Raw genomic sequence first — 13,665 nt, 5'->3', positions numbered from 1 at the left:
GCTATGCCCCGACTCCGCTTGGCGCTCGGCCAAACCAACCCCGTCGTTGGCGACCTCGCTGGCAACTCCCACCAGATTCTCGAGGCGGCCCGCCGCGCCTCCGCGCAGGGCGCACACATCCTCGCTGTCGGCGAGATGGCGCTCAGCGGCTATCCGATCGAGGATCTGGCCTCGCGGCCGAGCTTCCTCTCCTCGTGCCGCGACGCCGTGATCGACCTGGCGAAGAGGCTGCAAGACGAGGGCCTCGGCGAGCTGGTCGTCATCGTCGGGCATCCGGACGGGCCGCTCCAGCCCAGGCTGCTCGGAACGAGCAACGCCCCGAGCGCGATCGCCCAGAACTGCGCGAGCGTGCTCCAGCACGGGCACGTCAAGGCCCGCTATGCCAAGCACCACCTGCCCAACTACTCCGTGTTCGACGAGTACCGCATCTTCATCCCCGGCGACGAGCTGCTTGTGCTCAGGATCAAGGGCGTGGATGTCGCGCTCATCGTCTGCGAGGACCTCTGGAGGGACGGCGGTCCCGTCGAGCGCGTGCTCGAGGCGGATGCCGGCCTCCTCGTTGTCATCAACGCCTCGCCCTTCGAGCGGGACAAGGACGAGGTCCGGCTGCCGCTCGTGACCCGGAGGGCGACCGAGACGGGCACGATCGTCGCCTACGTGAACATCGTCGGCGGCCAGGACGACCTGATATTCGACGGCGACAGCGTCGTGGTCGACGCGGCGGGGGTCATCCTCGCCAGGGCGCCGCAGTTCCGCGAGCACCTGCTCGTGGTCGACCTCGACGTCGCCGCGGCCACCGACTCCCCCCTGCCTCCGCACGTCGCCAGGGTCGCTCTCGAGGGCGGACGGCCCAGCGACGACACCCTCGAGCCGGACATCGCGATCCTGCCCGACGACCGCGAGCAGCTGTGGAACGCGCTGGTGCTCGGGCTGCGCGACTACGTGCAGAAGAACGGATTCGGCTCCGTCATCCTCGGCCTGTCCGGCGGCATCGACTCCTCCGTCTGCGCGGCCATCGCCGTCGATGCGATCGGCGCGGACCGCGTCTGGGGGGTCAGCATGCCGAGCCGCTACAGCTCCGGTCATTCGCGCTCCGACGCGGACGACCTCGCCGAGAGGCTCGGCCTGCACTACTCGGTCGAGCCCATCGCCGACCTCGTGCTGCCGGTCGAGAGCCAGCTGAAGCTCACCGGGACCGCCGCGGAGAACGTGCAGGCGCGCATCCGGGGCATCATCCTCATGGGGCTGTCGAACCTGCGCGGCCATCTCGTGCTGACGACCGGGAACAAGTCGGAGCTCGCCGTCGGCTACTCCACGATCTACGGGGACTCCGCCGGCGGTTTCGCCCCGATCAAGGACGTTCCGAAGACCCTGGTCTGGCAGCTCGCCCGCTGGCGCAACCAGTTCGCCGCCTCTCGCGGCGAGGTGCCGCCCATTCCGGAGAACTCGATCACCAAGCCGCCGAGCGCGGAGCTGCGACCGGACCAGACCGACCAGGATTCGCTGCCGGACTACGAGGTGCTCGACGCCATCCTCGACGCCTACATCACCCGCAAGCTCGGCAGGGACGATGTGATCGCCCTCGGCTTCGACGGTGAGACGGTCGACTTCATCACCCGGCTCGTCGACCGTGCGGAATGGAAGCGCAGGCAGGGCGCGATCGGCCCGAAGATCAGCGAGATGGCCTTCGGACGGGATCGCCGGCTCCCGATCACCTATCGGCCGAGTCTCGACGTGCTCCCGGGGGCGCAGACCACCGCGGGGGGCGCCCGTTCGTGAATAGACTTGCGGGATGACCGACCCCATCGCCGCGGCAGCTCAGGCGAATCTGAAGCGCATTCGCACCAGGCATTTCCAGAACGCCAAAGAGAACGGCATCAAGATCACCGGGCTCACGAGCTATGACCAGCTCACCGCGTCCATCTTCGATGCGGCGGGAGTCGACTTCCTCCTGGTCGGCGACTCAGCGGGCAACAACGTTCTCGGCTATGACACGACCCTCCCGGTGAGCGTCGATGATCTCATCCCGCTCGCCAGGGCGGTCGCCGGCGCGGTGTCCCGTGCCTTCGTCGTCGCCGACATGCCCTTCGGCTCCTACGAGACCGGGCCGGACGAGGCCCTGCACACGGCCTTCCGCTTCATGAAGGAGACCAACGCCCACGCGGTCAAGCTCGAGGGTGGCGTGAGGAGCGCGGAGCAGATCCGTCGCATCGTCTCTGCCGGCATCCCCGTGATGGCCCACATCGGCTTCACTCCGCAGAGCGAGCACGGTCTCGGCGGTCACATGATCCAGGGACGCGGCAGCGGCGCGGAGCAGCTGCTCGCCGACGCCCATGCGGTCGAGGATGCCGGGGCCTTCGCGGTTGTGCTCGAGATGGTCCCGTCGCTCATCGCCGGGCGGGTCACCGAGGAGCTGCGCATCCCGACGATCGGGGTCGGCGCGGGTCCTCACGTCGACGGCCAGCTGCTGGTCTGGACGGACTGGGCCGGGCTGACGACGGGACGCATCCCGACCTTCGTCAAGCGATACGCGAACCTCAGCGGTGTGCTGACGGATGCGGCGAAGGCCTACATCGAGGACGTCACGACCGAGCGGTACCCGGCACCGGAGCACGAGTACAAGGACTGACCCGCCCGGGCGGAGTCAGTCGTTCTTGGCGTCTTCCTCGGCCCATTTGCGGGCGCGTTCGGCGATGATCTCCGGTGCCCTCGCGGCCTCTTCCCTGGTCGAGAACGGCCCGTCGAGCTCGGAGGCGAGGGACTGTTTGCCCTCTTCGACCTCGCCGGTCCGGTTGTTGTAATACCACTGCGTCATGAGAGAGCTCCCGTCGCTGACTAAAATCGATCCTATGCCCAAGGATTCGAGCGGACACCTCGTCCCTGGTCGCGTCTCCCCCCGCCGCGCGGTGCCGAAGCACATCCCCCGGCCCGAGTACGTCGGCAGGGCCGAACCGGCCAGATTCACCGGGTCGGACGTGTACGCACAGGAGGCCGTCGAGCGCATCCGGGAGTCGGGCAGGATCGCGGCGGAGGCGATCGCCCTGGTCGGCGCCAGCATCCGTCCCGGTATCACCACCGACGAGCTGGATGCGATCGGCCACGACTACATGATCGCGAACGACTCCTACCCGTCGACCCTCGGCTACCGGGGTTTCCCCAAGTCGCTGTGCAGCTCCATCAACGAGGTCATCTGCCACGGGATCCCCGATGACACGGTGCTCGAGGACGGCGACATCGTCAACATCGACGTCACGGCCTTCAAGAACGGCGTGCATGGCGACAGCAACCAGACCTTCGTGGTCGGCGAGGCCGCGCCAGAGGCCGTCGACCTCGTCGACCGGACCCGCGAGTCCCTGAACCGCGGCATCAAGGCCGTCGCTCCCGGGCGGCAGATCAATGTGATCGGACGGGCGATCGAGTCATACGCCAAGCGCTTCGACTACGGGGTGGTGCGCGACTTCACCGGTCACGGCGTCGGCGAGGCCTTCCATTCCGGGCTCATCATCCCGCACTACGACGCCGCACCCGCCTACTCGACCACGATCGAGACGGGCATGGTGTTCACGATCGAGCCCATGCTTACCCTCGGCTCGATCGAGTGGGAGATGTGGGCGGATGGCTGGACGGTCGTCACCAAGGACCGCAGCCTCACCGCACAGTTCGAGCACACGATGGTCGTGACGGAGCGCGGCGCAGAAGTACTCACCATCCCCTGACACCCGAGAAGTGGAATCATGGCTCACAAGGCAGTAGGCATCGACATCGGCGGCACCGGAATCAAGGGAGCCATCGTCGATGTCTCGACCGGCAAACTGCTCAGCGACCGGGTCAAGCTCCCCACTCCGGAGGGCGGCGAGCCGCAGGACATCGTCGACACCGTCGGCAAGGTCATCACCAAGCTCGGCGGCCTCAAGAAGAAGGAGCCCATCGGCGTGTGCTTCCCCGCCGTCGTGGTGAAGGGAACGACCCTCTCCGCCGCGAACGTGTCGAAGAACTGGATCGGCCTCGACGCCGCGAAGCTCTTCCAGAGGAGCTTCGACGCCGACATCCGCTTCGTCAACGACGCGGATGCCGCCGGTTACGCCGAGACCCTGTTCGGAGCCGCCGAGAAGCGGAAGGGACTCGTCATCATGACGACCCTGGGCACCGGGATCGGCACCGCACTCATCTACAACGGCGTGCTCATCCCCAACGCGGAGCTCGGCCACCTCGAGCTGGACGGCGTCGACTACGAGACCAAGGCCGCCTACTCGGCGAAGGAACGCGAGAACCTCAGCTGGACGGACTGGGCGGCGAGGCTGCAGAAATACTACGGCGCCCTGGAGAAGTACTTCCACCCGGACCTGTTCATCGTCGGGGGCGGCGTATCGAAGGAGTACGAGGACTTCCTCCCGCTGCTGAAGCTGAGCGTCCCGATCGTCCCCGCGACGCTGCGCAACAACGCGGGCATCCTCGGGGCTGCCGCCCTCGCCGCCGGTCGCTAGCCGGACTGCTAGCCCCCGCTCCGTTGCCGCGGCGGGAGATCCATTCCCGCGGCGGGAGGCGCGCCTCCCGCCACGGGACCGTTTCCCCGCCGCACGGTGTCATATCTCCCGCCATCGCAGGCAGGTATCCAACGGTGCCCATGCTCACGGTCACGACGCGCTAGGAGAGCTCCGGCGGTCCGCACCCCTACCATGGGGATGTCACCGGAGGCGAGGAAGAAGGGCATGATGCGTGTTCTCCTCGTCGACGACGATGCACAGATGCTGAAGGCGCTGCGGATCAACCTCGCCGCCCGCGGCCACGAGGTGCACCTGGCCCGCACCGGGCCGGAGGCGCTGGAGGTCGCCACCCGCATCGCCCCAGAGCTCGTGGTGCTCGACCTGGGCCTGCCCGGGTTCGGCGGCATCCGGGTCATCGAGGGACTGCGGGGCTGGACGGAGGTGCCGATCCTCGTCGTCAGCGGTCGTTCCGATTCCATCGACAAGGTTGCCGCGCTCGACGCCGGGGCGGACGACTACGTGACCAAGCCGTTCGCGATCGACGAGCTGCTCGCGCGCATCCGTGCCCTGAGCCGGCGCTCGCTCGTCGAACCGGAGCAGCCCGTGGTCGACTTCGGCGACGTCAGGGTGGACCTTGCCGCGCACACGGTGACCAGGACGGATGCCGCGGGGGCGGTGACACCGGTCAGGCTCACGCCGACCGAGTGGCACATCCTCGAGGTGCTCGTGCGCAACCCGCGCCGACTCGTCACCAAGCACGACCTCCTGACCGCCGTGTGGGGGCAGGCCTACGAGAACGAGGACGGCTATCTGCGGCTCTATCTGGGCCAGCTGCGCAAGAAGCTCGAGCCGGAGCCCTCGCACCCGCGGCACCTGCTGACCGAGCCGGGTATGGGATATCGCTTCTCGCCGGACTGACCCCACCGGGGTCGCACGGAGTCCTAGGGTGGAGGCGTTCGCGGTGACGCGCGGCGGAAGGGGCACACCGATGGTGATCACGGCCGAGACGCTGCTGGCCGGTCCGCGGGGTCGGCGGCTGTGCCTGGAGTATGCCAGAACTGCAGCCGGCGCCGGCGGCGAATTGCAGGACGTGGGCCGGGCGTTTGCGATCGCCGTCTTCGAGGCCGGATACGACCTCGACCCCGGCAGCGGCCGCTCCCGGATCCTGATCGGCACCCGAGGCCCAGAGGTGGAACGTCCGCACTACTCCGCCGAGGACGTCGCCGTCCTTCTCGGCCGCCTGCCCCTGCCCACCCCGAACGAGCGGACGCTGCTGGAGGCGCTGGCGACCGTGGTCGACGCCGCCAGATACTGGCAGGAACCCGACGGCGAGGACGTGCTCGCGGCCGGACCGGTCATGGAGGAGGCGCTCACCCGGGTCGCCGCGCAGATCGCCGTCTCGCCCGCCGCGGGCTGGTGGCCCGAGCCGCTCGCACGGCACCGGCAGTGGGCGGTCCGCTGGGAGGACCGTGGCGGTGACGGGACGCCGCTCGAAGACCGGGCGATGGGCGCCGCCGCGCGGCTCGCGGCCTGGTCAGAGGCGACGATGCACGACGAGGACCGGTCGACCAGGGAACGGCCGACGGATCCGACGGCGGCGTACAGCGGCGCCTGGTGGTCGAAACCGCCGACGGCCCTCACGCACACGACACGCGACCTCGGCTCGCTCGGCCCGGCCGGACTGTGGCTCGTCGAGGACGGGCTCGGCTGGGCAGGCGCCGTCGTCGGCCGCGTGACGGCTCCCCAGGATGCCCGCGTGTACGAGATCGAGGATGCCGCGGCCTGGGTGCGGCTGTGCCGGAGCTACCCGCTGGAGGTCACCGCGTCGCGTCGCCACGACTGGTACCGCGTCACCGGTCGCATCGGCGACTGGGTCATCCCCGACTGGGAACGGGTCGCGCGGGATTTCGATGCCGTTCACCTGACCGTGGCGGCGTATCTGTCGACCGCTGGCCGTGCCGCGGTCATCGACGACGCGACCGCCAGCGTGATCGCCGGCTGGAACCCCGACGAGACCTACTGGCTCACCGACCCCACCGGGACCGCCGACGAAGCGCCCTCCGGTCAGGTCTGGTGGCGAGACGGTCGCCAGCGATGGGTGCCTGCGGCGACCGGGCGCTGACGGGCATCGGGCCGCTCCCCTCACCTCGGCAGCATCTTCACCCGACGCTCGTGCCACACGAGCGGCGCAGGCAGCTCATCGCTGAGCATCGCCAACACTCGCAGCACGACGATGTCGTGATCGCCGGCCGGATAGACGTGTTCCACCGCGCATTCGAGCCAGGTCGGCGATCCCTCGAGGAAGACGGCGCCCGACGCCGCCTCGGCCCGGCCGACGCCGCGAAGGCGGTTCCCCCTGTCCCGCGAGGCGAGCTGACGGGTCGTCTCCGCGTGACCCTCGCCGAGAATGGACACCCCGATGGCCGGAGCCGTCGCGAGGATCGGCCAGGTCCCGGAGCTCTTCTGCGCCGCGAAGGACACCATCGGCGGCTCGTAGGAGACGCCGACGGTGAACGAGGAGGCGATCATGACGATCGGCTCGTCGGCGACCATGGCGGCGAGGGCGGCGACGCCGGAAGGGAAGCCGGAGAAGGCGGCCGACATCGCGGCCGGGTCCGAGGTGAACTCGCGGGTGATCGACATCGCGCTCACCGCCCCCGAACCGACGCCCGCACGGCATGGCCCCAGCGATCGACCCATCTCGCCAGCGAGTCGTCCTCGGCATACCGGGAGTCGAGCTGATAGAGCCCCTGCGCGGGGCAGACCGCCCCGAGTTCCACGAGCACGGGTTTCAGCGCCCATTCGGGGGCGAGGGCGTGGCCAGGACCCGCGCCGAGCATGAGCGGGATGCCCACAACGCCCCCGAGTCCGGTCGCGGTGGCGAACTGGTCCAGGAAGAGCTTAAGCAGGCCGGTGTAGGTGCCCTTGTACGTCGGGGACGCGGCGATCACGACATCCGCACGCTGCACGACGGCGACCGCCTCCGCGACGATCGGGTCGCCGAATCCGAGCAGACCAGCGCCCAACTCGGCGACCTCGACGACGGTGGCCTCCGCACCGAGAGCGGCCGCCAGTCGTTCGGCGGCGTCGCGCGTGCGCGAGCCGGTTCTGGGGTTTCCCACGATTACTGCTGCAGTGACCATCAGGCGACCTTCGTCCGTTCCTCTTCGTGTCGTGCGAGCCGCGCTCGGGCGTCGCATTCGTCCTTCTTCATCGCGTCGACGAGGTCGCCGACGCTCGCAAAAGCCCGCTGCAAGCGGATCAGCTCGCCCGTGACGAGCTCGGCCCGCTGTCCGTACAGGTCGCCGTCGAAGTCGAGCACATGCACCTCGACGGTCCGTTGCCGCCCGACGAAGGTCTCGTTGGAGCCGATCGACACCAGTGCGGGCTTCGCCGAGCGCCAGGACTGCAGCCGGAAACGACCGAGGTACACCCCGTCGGCTGGCGTCACCGTCCGGGGCTCGACGGCCATGTTGGCCGTGGGATAGCCGAGCCCGTGACCGGCGCCTTCGCCGGCGACCACGGTGCCGACCATCGTCCCGGCCCCGATGTCGTCGGCCACGCCCTCGGTCTCGCCGACGATCGGCGGGCCGGGGAGCAAGGCCGCGGCCAGCAGGCTCAGCAGCCCGACCGCCGCGAGCATCGCGAGAGCCGCGGCGTCCGTCGCCGCGGACAGCACCACCGCCGTGGCCGCGCTGCCCAGCACCGCACCCAGCTGTTTCATCCCGTTGAACGTGCCGGAGGCCGCTCCGATCGAGTCACGGGGAACGGTGGTCACGGTCGCGATCGAGAACGGCGACCACACGAAGGAGTTGGCGATGCCGAACAGGGCGAAGACCGCCGAGATCGACCACAGGGGCGCCGCGGCCGCGACGAGGACCGCGGTTCCGCCGATCGACAGGACGAGTGCGCCAGCCCCGATCAGGGCGACGACACGGATGCCGACGGTGTTGTTGAGCCTGGCCGACAGCGGCGCCGCGGCGAGGCACAGCAGTCCCATCGGCACAATCGCGAGGGAGGAGGCGACCACACCCAGCCCACGGCCCTCCTGAAGGGCGAGCATGAGGGGTATCGGCGCTGAGCCGACGCAGAAGGCGGCCGCCGCCGCGCCCCAGGAGGCCGTGACGAACCCCCGGCTCCGAAACAGCACCACCGGCAGCAGGGCGGACTCGTGCGACCGCCGCTGCATCCAGACGATGGCGACGACGAGCCCGCCGCCGACGAGCGCACACAGCCACCGGGGCATTCCCGCGACGGAGGCGGAGGACGCATCCGTCCCCTGGATGCCCAGCACAAGCGCGAAGACACCGACCCCGTTGCCGATCATCGCCCAGAGCGGGATACGCGCCGGGACACGGGCGGAGACCGGCACCCACACCAGCACGGCGACGACGGTCAGCACACCGACGGGCAGATTCACCGCGAAGATCGCGGGCCAGCCCCAGGCCCCGACCAGGAAGCCGCCGAGGAGCGGGCCGGCCACGGACGCGGCGCCGCCGACGGCGCCCCAGATGCCGAGGGCGACGGCCAGCCGGGGCGGTTGGAAGAGCGAGCGGATGATCGTCAGGCACTGCGGCGTCATCAGGGCGGCACCCACTCCCTGCAGCACCCGCCAGGCGATCAGCAGGCCGATCGTCGGCGCCAGCGCACAGAACAGGGATCCGATCGTGAAGAGCGCGAGACCGATGAGGTAGATCCGCCTGCGGCCGAACCGGTCTCCGAGTCGACCGGCGATCAGGAGGGGAACCGCGTAGGCGACGAGATAACCGCTGTTGACCCAGATCGCGAGCGTCTGCGTGGTCCGCAGCCCCGACATGAGCGCCGGCAGGGCGACGGAGGTGATGGTGCTGTCGAGGAGCAGCATGAAGAACCCGAGGCACAGGCTGCCGAGGGCGAGCCACTCCCGCGCCGTTGTCCTCTTCTCCGCATCCATCTCACACCGCCAGGTTCTCGCGCAGGGTCGTGCCGGGATAACGGGGGGCGAGGGCGCCGCGCCGCCGCAACTGCGGCACGAGCAGCTCGCTGATCTCGGCGAGGCCCGCAGGCATCGCCAGCGGGCTGGAGAGCATGTAACCGCCGCGGGAGCCGGTCGCCTCGAAATTCGCCTCGAGGGCGTCGGCCACCGTGTCCGGTCCCCCGACGATGGTGTGATCCAGCCCGCTCGCCGCCGCAAAGCCCCGCTCGAAGAACTCGGTCCGGGTCAGACTGTGCTCCGCGCCGAACTCCTCGACGAGGGCGCCGACGAAGCCGGCCGGGCTCGCGCCCGTGGCGGCGATCTCGTCGCGGAGCTCACCGACCCGGAACGACGTCGGCAGGGTCGAGAAGTCGTAGCCGGCGTTGTGCGAGAGCATGGTGCCCACCGCCTCATCCGTCCAGAACTCCATGACCGCGTCCCGGCGCGACTGAGCCTCCCGATCCGTGCGGCCGACGATGATCTGGGTCGCCCACAGGATGCCGACGTGCGCGGGATCCCTTCCCTCGGCGATCAGCGCCTGATCGAGCATCGCCCGGTGCCGCTGCTGGCCGCCGAGATTCCCGCCGAAGCCGAAGACGAGGTCGGCGAAGGAGGCGGAGCCGGCGATCCCCCTCGGCGAGTTGCCCGCCTGGACGATGACGGGGTGGATCTGTGGGCTCGGCACGGAGGCGAGCGGTCCCTTCACCGTGAAGAACCGGCCGGCGTGGTCGATCGACCGCACCTTGGTCGGATCGGCGAACCGTCCGGTGGCCCGGTCGCGGAGGATCGCGTCGGGTGCCACGGAGTCCCACAGCGCGCGGCAGACGCCGATGAACTCCTCCATCCGCTCGTACCTCAGGTCGTGGTCGATCAGCTGCGCGTATCCGTAGTTCGCGGCATCCGCCCCCCGGCTGGAGGCGACGACGTTGAACGCGATGCGTCCGCCGGTGACGTGATCGAGCGAGTTGAGCAGCCTCGCCACGTAGAACGGGTGCATGAAGGTGGACGAGTAGGTCAGGCCGAAGCCGATGTTCTCGGTCACCGTCGACATGGCGGTGATGATCGGCGACATGTCGTGCCGGGGCCACTGGATGCCCCACTCGACCGCCGGATCGATGCTGCCGCGCCAGGTGCTCGGCACCCCGGAGCCGTCGCCGAAGAAGAGCATGTCGACGCCGGCGCGTTCGGCGACGCGCGCCACCTCCATGTACATCCGCACGTCCGGGAAGTCTTGACCCACCCAGGAACCGGGCTGCGCCCACCGGCCCTCCGTGTGGGTGAAGGAGAGGTCGTAGGCCAGATGCATCCCGCTCATGCGACCGCCCGCTTCCAGAGGTCGACGACCTCGTCGGCATCGGAGAGCACGGCGACGTTCAGCTCGAGCTGAACGAGGGCAGCCTCGTGGACGGCGAGGTCGTAGGCCGTCGTGGCGTCCCGGGGGACGACGACCGGCCAGTCCAGCTGCATCGCATCCTGAGCGGTGGCGTCGACACAGCACTCGCTGGTCAGACCCACGATTGTCAGCCAGTCGTGTCCGGCGGCGCGCAGCTTCTCGTCGAGTCCGGTTCCCAGGAAGCCGCTGTAGCCGCGCTTCACCACACGGAGCTCCCCAAGGGCCGGCTCCATCCGGTACCACTGGGCGCCGATGCTTCCGATGCGGCACGGCTCCGAGTCGCTCATGGGGGCGTCGTAGTCGCCCTCGCGCAGCCAGTTGCTCGACCTCCACGGACGTGCCGGATCGCTTCCCAGCTCCACCCACACCACGGGCACACCGGTGTGGCGCGCGGCGTTGACGAGGCCGCCGATGCGGGTCACCGTCCGGTCCAGCGCCGCCAGCGCCTCGTCGGTCAATCCGTAGTCGGTCAGACGCTCCGGATCGCCGAAATCGTGCTGCACGTCGACGACGACCAGGGCCGGCCGGCGGCCAGCGGTGGCCAGCTGGGCCAGCTGCGCCTGCCTCAACGACGTCATCGGAGACTCGCTTCGTCGTGGGCGCGGAGGGCGGGCAGCACGGTCTCGCCGAACAGCGCCATGTCCTCGTCGTACTCCGGGAAGATCAGCATCAGCCCGTCGAGGTCCGCCTCGCCGACGATGTACTCGATGTGCTCGGTGACCGTCTGAGCGGAGCCGGCGACATAGGCCGTCTGGAACGCCGCCTCGCCGACGGCGTCCGAGGCCCAGGCTCGCGCCTGCTCCGCCGGGATGCCCCATGAGGCCCGCATGAGAGCGAGGGCCTCGCGATCGACGCCGGCACCCCACTCCTTGACCTTCTTCTCGGCCAGGGCGTCCGTCTCCGCCTGCACCACCGTCAGCATGGAGTAGGTCTTGCAGGCCCGTCCGTTCGCGGCGGCACGCTCGTGGACGTCCAGGGACAGGGCCTTCATCTCCTCCAGGCTGTCGCCGGCGAGGAAGGCCCCGTCGGCGAAGCGAGCCTGGAAGGCCCGGGCATCCTCGGATTTTCCCGCGCTGATGATCGTCGGCGGTGTGGCCGGGTGCGGCCGGGACTGACAGTCGACCAGATCGAAGTACGGGGTGTGCATGGTGACGGAGTCCTCGCTCCACAGCCGGGTCACCGCCTCGGTCCACAGCTCGGTCATCGCGTAGCGGTCGGCGTGGCTGAGCTCGGCGTCCCAGATGCCGAACTGCTCGAACTCAGCGGCGTAGGCGCCGTTGACGATGTTCATCCCCGCGCGCCCGCCGGAGACGTCCTGGAGCGTGGCATACATCTTGGCGGCGACGGCCGGGTTGTGCACGTTGGCATGCATGGTCGCCCAGATCTTGACCCGACTGGTCGCCTCCGCGAGTGCGGACATCAGGGTCATCGACTCCAGGGAGCGCCCCCAGTGGTCGGTCGCTCCCCCGAAGCCGCGCCATTTCGCCATCGACATGATGAAGTCGAGGCCGATCTCCTCTGCACGCACCGCCGCGCGCCGGTTCCAGGCATAGGTCGCCTCCGGATGCGGCGCGGTCGTCGAGAGCATCCATCCTCCGTTGCCGATCGGCAGGAAGATTCCGTATTCTTTCGCTGGCATCGTGCTGGCCTTTCCGTTGGGGTTCGAGGATGCGCGGGGTCCGGCGGTCACGGCGCGGGCCAGATGAGCTTGTCGCCGTCGTAGATCGCCGTGACGAACGAGTTGTCGAACCACCCGGCGGCCTTCGCGCTCGTGACCGAGGCGGGGATGATGGAGAACTGGTGCAGCATGTCGACGAGGCTGCTGACGTTGTTCTCGTCGATTCCGCCGAAGGGCTGGCCGGGTGTCGGATTGTCCTTCGCCACCGTGGTCTCGGTCTTCCAGATCGTCGCGTTGAGCTTCTTGTCGTAGGTCGCGCCGGACAGGTCCGCGGCATAGCCAACACACTGCTGGACGTGGGCGTCACTCGAGGAGCAGTAGTCGTAGGCGTGGATGGCCGCACGCAGAACGTCCTGGACCGCCGTGGGGTGCGCCTTGGCGAAGGCCGGGTTCACGGCCATCGCACCGAGCGAGCTCGGAATGCCGTACTTGACCGGCTGCCAGACCGTGACCTTGTCACCGGCCGCAGCCAGCTGGTTGGGCTCATTGGAGACGAAGCCGGTGAGGGCGGCGAGCCCGTCCTGCTTGCGCGGGAGCACCGTGGGGTCGTAACCCTCCTTGACCAGCTTCAGCGAGTCCCAGTCGACGCCCTCCTTGACCATCATCGCCTCGACGGCGGCGGGAACATATCCCTTGTGGCCGACGACCTGGCCGTCGAGTTGCTTCAGGTCGGTGATGTCGGGGTTGGTCATGAGGATGTCGAGCCCGGCGTTGGAATACGACGAGATGCCCTCGATATCGATCCCATTGGCCCTCGCCTGGATGAGGTCCTGCTGCGCGATGGCGGAGACGGTCGCCTGTCCGCTGGCGAGAAGCTTGGTGTTCTGGGCGGTGTCGCCCGTGCCCGGCTTGAGCTGCACATCCAGGCAGAGGTCGCTGAAGTAGCCGAGCTTGCTCGCCGCGATGTACTCGAGGATCGATGCGGAGGACTGGAACTGGTAGCCGGACAGATAGGCGATGGTGCCGGCCGCCTTGTTCTCCGCGCATCGTTTGGAGGATATGGCCGAGCCGGTGTCTTTCGACCCGGAATCGGACCCGGAGCCGCAGGCGGCCAGGCCGAGGGTGAGCACGGCGGCGGCGAGGGTGGCGAGGCCGGTCGTGATGAGACGGTGCTGCATGGGACGCTCCTTCAGGGGTGGGTGCAGTGGTGGGTACA

14 protein-coding genes are annotated in these 13,665 nt (G+C 69.1%); 6 read left to right on the top strand and 8 right to left on the bottom strand.

What is annotated here, in order from left to right; genetic code table 11:
- Positions 1 to 3 precede the first annotated feature (3 nt).
- Together VGC18_RS04455 and panB are read left to right on the top strand one after the other, a co-directional pair.
- Positions 4 to 1,779: an NAD+ synthase gene (locus tag VGC18_RS04455; protein ID WP_331094636.1), complete on the top strand. Its 1,776-nt coding sequence runs from the start codon at positions 4 to 6 to the stop codon at positions 1,777 to 1,779.
- Positions 1,780 to 1,792: 13 nt separating this feature from the next.
- Positions 1,793 to 2,629: a 3-methyl-2-oxobutanoate hydroxymethyltransferase gene (panB, locus tag VGC18_RS04450; protein ID WP_331094634.1), complete on the top strand. Its 837-nt coding sequence runs from the start codon at positions 1,793 to 1,795 to the stop codon at positions 2,627 to 2,629.
- A gap of 15 nt (positions 2,630 to 2,644) precedes the next feature.
- Here panB and VGC18_RS04445 read toward each other — a convergent pair whose 3' ends face one another.
- Positions 2,645 to 2,815 (bottom strand): methionine aminopeptidase, encoded by a 171-nt coding sequence (locus VGC18_RS04445; protein ID WP_331094632.1) that lies wholly within the window; start codon positions 2,813 to 2,815, stop codon positions 2,645 to 2,647.
- 34 nt (positions 2,816 to 2,849) lie between these two features.
- Here VGC18_RS04445 and map point away from each other — a divergent pair, with 34 nt between their 5' ends.
- The 4 genes from map (at position 2,850) to VGC18_RS04425 (ending at position 6,606) form a co-directional block, all read left to right on the top strand.
- Complete coding sequence (gene map, locus VGC18_RS04440; protein ID WP_331094630.1) at positions 2,850 to 3,716, top strand: type I methionyl aminopeptidase; 867 nt, start codon at positions 2,850 to 2,852, stop codon at positions 3,714 to 3,716.
- 18 nt (positions 3,717 to 3,734) lie between these two features.
- The gene (gene ppgK / locus VGC18_RS04435; RefSeq protein ID WP_331094628.1) at positions 3,735 to 4,484 is read left to right on the top strand and encodes a polyphosphate--glucose phosphotransferase; all 750 of its coding nucleotides are present in this window, start codon (positions 3,735 to 3,737) and stop codon (positions 4,482 to 4,484) included.
- A 228-nt stretch (positions 4,485 to 4,712) separates the two neighbouring features.
- Positions 4,713 to 5,402, top strand: coding sequence for a response regulator (locus VGC18_RS04430; protein WP_331094663.1), 690 nt, complete (start codon positions 4,713 to 4,715; stop codon positions 5,400 to 5,402).
- 70 nt (positions 5,403 to 5,472) lie between these two features.
- Complete coding sequence (locus VGC18_RS04425; RefSeq protein WP_331094626.1) at positions 5,473 to 6,606, top strand: hypothetical protein; 1,134 nt, start codon at positions 5,473 to 5,475, stop codon at positions 6,604 to 6,606.
- 20 nt (positions 6,607 to 6,626) lie between these two features.
- Here VGC18_RS04425 and VGC18_RS04420 read toward each other — a convergent pair whose 3' ends face one another.
- The 7 genes from VGC18_RS04420 to VGC18_RS04390 are packed head-to-tail and all read right to left on the bottom strand — an operon-like array spanning position 6,627 to position 13,627.
- Positions 6,627 to 7,127, bottom strand: a complete 501-nt coding sequence (locus VGC18_RS04420) for a flavin reductase family protein (RefSeq protein ID WP_331094624.1) — start codon at positions 7,125 to 7,127, stop codon at positions 6,627 to 6,629.
- Between the two features lie 5 nt (positions 7,128 to 7,132).
- Entirely contained in the window at positions 7,133 to 7,606 is a 474-nt protein-coding gene (locus VGC18_RS04415) for an NAD(P)H-dependent oxidoreductase (protein ID WP_331094622.1), read from the bottom strand.
- A 20-nt stretch (positions 7,607 to 7,626) separates the two neighbouring features.
- Entirely contained in the window at positions 7,627 to 9,417 is a 1,791-nt protein-coding gene (locus tag VGC18_RS04410; protein WP_331094620.1) for an MDR family MFS transporter, read from the bottom strand.
- A gap of 1 nt (position 9,418) precedes the next feature.
- Positions 9,419 to 10,753, bottom strand: a complete 1,335-nt coding sequence (locus tag VGC18_RS04405; protein WP_331094618.1) for an NtaA/DmoA family FMN-dependent monooxygenase — start codon at positions 10,751 to 10,753, stop codon at positions 9,419 to 9,421.
- Positions 10,750 to 11,409, bottom strand: a complete 660-nt coding sequence (locus VGC18_RS04400; protein WP_331094616.1) for an isochorismatase family cysteine hydrolase — start codon at positions 11,407 to 11,409, stop codon at positions 10,750 to 10,752. The genes VGC18_RS04405 and VGC18_RS04400 overlap by 4 nt, the downstream gene beginning before the upstream one ends.
- Positions 11,406 to 12,470, bottom strand: a complete 1,065-nt coding sequence (locus tag VGC18_RS04395) for an LLM class flavin-dependent oxidoreductase (protein ID WP_331094614.1) — start codon at positions 12,468 to 12,470, stop codon at positions 11,406 to 11,408. The genes VGC18_RS04400 and VGC18_RS04395 overlap by 4 nt, the downstream gene beginning before the upstream one ends.
- A 47-nt stretch (positions 12,471 to 12,517) precedes the next feature.
- Complete coding sequence (locus VGC18_RS04390) at positions 12,518 to 13,627, bottom strand: ABC transporter substrate-binding protein (protein ID WP_331094612.1); 1,110 nt, start codon at positions 13,625 to 13,627, stop codon at positions 12,518 to 12,520.
- Positions 13,628 to 13,665 lie beyond the last annotated feature (38 nt).

Source organism: Lacisediminihabitans sp. (genome assembly GCF_036404185.1).
Lineage (GTDB): Bacteria > Actinomycetota > Actinomycetes > Actinomycetales > Microbacteriaceae > Lacisediminihabitans.
Note: the sequence above shows the minus strand (reverse complement) of the source record. Positions and strands in the feature narration are given on the sequence as shown.

Excerpts from the sequence above, each read along its gene's own strand:
- VGC18_RS04455 (WP_331094636.1), top strand. The coding sequence starts at position 4 with ATGCCCCGACTCCGCTTGGCGCTCGGCCAAACCAACCCCGTCGTTGGC.
- panB (WP_331094634.1), top strand. The coding sequence starts at position 1,793 with ATGACCGACCCCATCGCCGCGGCAGCTCAGGCGAATCTGAAGCGCATT.
- VGC18_RS04445 (WP_331094632.1), bottom strand. The coding sequence starts at position 2,815 with ATGACGCAGTGGTATTACAACAACCGGACCGGCGAGGTCGAAGAGGGC.
- map (WP_331094630.1), top strand. The coding sequence starts at position 2,850 with ATGCCCAAGGATTCGAGCGGACACCTCGTCCCTGGTCGCGTCTCCCCC.
- ppgK (WP_331094628.1), top strand. The coding sequence starts at position 3,735 with ATGGCTCACAAGGCAGTAGGCATCGACATCGGCGGCACCGGAATCAAG.
- VGC18_RS04430 (WP_331094663.1), top strand. The coding sequence starts at position 4,713 with ATGCGTGTTCTCCTCGTCGACGACGATGCACAGATGCTGAAGGCGCTG.
- VGC18_RS04425 (WP_331094626.1), top strand. The coding sequence starts at position 5,473 with ATGGTGATCACGGCCGAGACGCTGCTGGCCGGTCCGCGGGGTCGGCGG.
- VGC18_RS04420 (WP_331094624.1), bottom strand. The coding sequence starts at position 7,127 with ATGTCGATCACCCGCGAGTTCACCTCGGACCCGGCCGCGATGTCGGCC.
- VGC18_RS04410 (WP_331094620.1), bottom strand. The coding sequence starts at position 9,417 with ATGGATGCGGAGAAGAGGACAACGGCGCGGGAGTGGCTCGCCCTCGGC.
- VGC18_RS04405 (WP_331094618.1), bottom strand. The coding sequence starts at position 10,753 with ATGAGCGGGATGCATCTGGCCTACGACCTCTCCTTCACCCACACGGAG.
- VGC18_RS04400 (WP_331094616.1), bottom strand. The coding sequence starts at position 11,409 with ATGACGTCGTTGAGGCAGGCGCAGCTGGCCCAGCTGGCCACCGCTGGC.
- VGC18_RS04395 (WP_331094614.1), bottom strand. The coding sequence starts at position 12,470 with ATGCCAGCGAAAGAATACGGAATCTTCCTGCCGATCGGCAACGGAGGA.
- VGC18_RS04390 (WP_331094612.1), bottom strand. The coding sequence starts at position 13,627 with ATGCAGCACCGTCTCATCACGACCGGCCTCGCCACCCTCGCCGCCGCC.